The organism is Bradyrhizobium sp. CCBAU 11361 (assembly GCF_028128935.1).
In the GTDB taxonomy this organism is placed as follows: domain Bacteria; phylum Pseudomonadota; class Alphaproteobacteria; order Rhizobiales; family Xanthobacteraceae; genus Bradyrhizobium; species Bradyrhizobium niftali.
Genome location: NZ_LBJZ01000096.1, coordinates 1 through 1613 on the forward strand (window position 1 = coordinate 1; position 1613 = coordinate 1613).

At 53.4% G+C, this 1613-nt stretch carries 3 protein-coding genes; 1 reads left to right on the forward strand and 2 read right to left on the reverse strand.

What is annotated here, in order from left to right; translation table 11 throughout:
• Positions 1–32: 32 nt before the first annotated feature.
• Complete coding sequence (locus tag XI08_RS46210) at positions 33–374, reverse strand: hypothetical protein (RefSeq protein ID WP_442869789.1); 342 nt, start codon at positions 372–374, stop codon at positions 33–35.
• Here XI08_RS46210 and XI08_RS10025 point away from each other — a divergent pair.
• Positions 297–596: a transposase gene (locus XI08_RS10025; RefSeq protein ID WP_442868770.1), complete on the forward strand. Its 300-nt coding sequence runs from the start codon at positions 297–299 to the stop codon at positions 594–596. The genes XI08_RS46210 and XI08_RS10025 overlap by 78 nt on opposite strands.
• A 33-nt stretch (positions 597–629) precedes the next feature.
• Here the strand turns inward: XI08_RS10025 and XI08_RS10030 are convergent.
• On the reverse strand, positions 630–1613 hold a 984-nt coding region (locus XI08_RS10030), incomplete at its 5' end, for a thioesterase domain-containing protein (protein WP_271574290.1).

A 1613-nucleotide genomic window follows, 5' to 3' on the forward strand; every position in this document is an offset into this window, starting at 1 on the left:
ATTGCTCGTCCGTCAGCCGAATCATCTTTCCTTTATAGCCGATCGACGCTGATCTTCAATTTTGAGATAGGTTCTAGGCAAACAAGCGTATCGATTCCATCGAATTTGGAATATCGCGCGACGTCGTTGATCAGCTGATCCGTGACTTCCTCTTGACCAAGGCTGCTTCTCGTCATCTTGGCCTCGACCAGGATACGTTCGGCAGGGAGGTAAAAGTCGACCCTTGAGGCATTTCCGGCGAAACTCGGGGTGTGCTCCTCAGGCCGGACATCATCAAAGTGGAGTTTAAGAATTGCGTGCAGAAGATCGTCGTTCACTTCAAACGGTATACCTTTGCACGCGAGCCGCTGATGGCGTGGTGCGAGGACAACCACGTGGATTATCTGTTCGGGTTCGCCCGCAACACGCGGCTGCTCGCCATGATCGCGGACGAACTGACGGCGGCCCGGGCTACAGCCGAGAAGACCGATCAACCGTCACGCCGCTTCAAGGACTTTCAGTGGAGCTTCAAAACGAACGCCTTCTGGGCGCCCGAAAACTTCGAGCCTTCATCGTTCTTCGCTCCTCCCGGCCGGGGAAATCGCGAAAAACTCTAACCAAAAATGGTCCAGTTCGCCGGCGGCCTCAGATCACGTCGGTGAGCTATTTAAGGCTCTTGATAACGAGCGTGCCAGGACTTTGCGGTTTTCTGGAGCGTTCATCATCGTCGCGTGATTGCCTGGAATCGGTGTGGTATCAATGGCCGCTGCACTCAAAACCCTGTCCCAGCCTCGCATCGGCGAGCTCATCTCTGGAGCTATTGAGCTCTTGTCTAGTCGTGCGCGACAACTTACGGAAGAATCCGTCGCGTAAAACTGATGTACCTCAATTGGCAGCGACGGAGCCCGATATAGCTGCAGCGCCCTTTGAAACTGCTCAATTCTCTCGTACATCAAAGCATCATTGTGATCCGGAGGTATAGCTCCTATTTGATGAGCCTTCTCAAGTAGTTGAGCAATTGAACTGTGCCGTGCAAAGCGCTTTAATAGTTTAAAGTGCTCGTCCTCTAGGGGTTCAAGAGTTTCCAGCACCACTTCGCATACCGTCTGGGTGGGCGTCATGCCGGCTGGCATTGCGGGTAGCGTAACATCAATGAACGCCATAAATGAGACAGTTTCATTGAGGCTCAGTAAGTGCTCGGCTATGGCGTAAGCCAATATTCCGCCTGATGAGTATCCAGCAAATCGATATGGACCCCGGGACCGTATCTCCCTGATCGCCGGAATGACTTGCGAGGCTATCGCTTCAAGAGTTGGTGAACAAACTTCACTGAAAGAAGGCCACGGTAGACCATAGATTGGACAGTCCGCGTCCATTTCCTCCACCAAGTTGAGGATATAGGAACAATCTCCTAAGCCTGTGGGAACAAAGAACAGGGGCGGCTGCGATCCGGTTGCGCGAACACAAATCACTCCCGGACTACCGGGCTGTGGCTCCAAATGAACCTTCAATGCAAGTTCCTTCAGAACTGGGGCTTGGAAGAGATCGGCGGCGGTAAACTTGAACCCGGCATCGAGCGCTCGACTGAGAAGCCGCACCGCTAGCAGTGAGTGCCCGCCCAGTTCGAAGAAGTC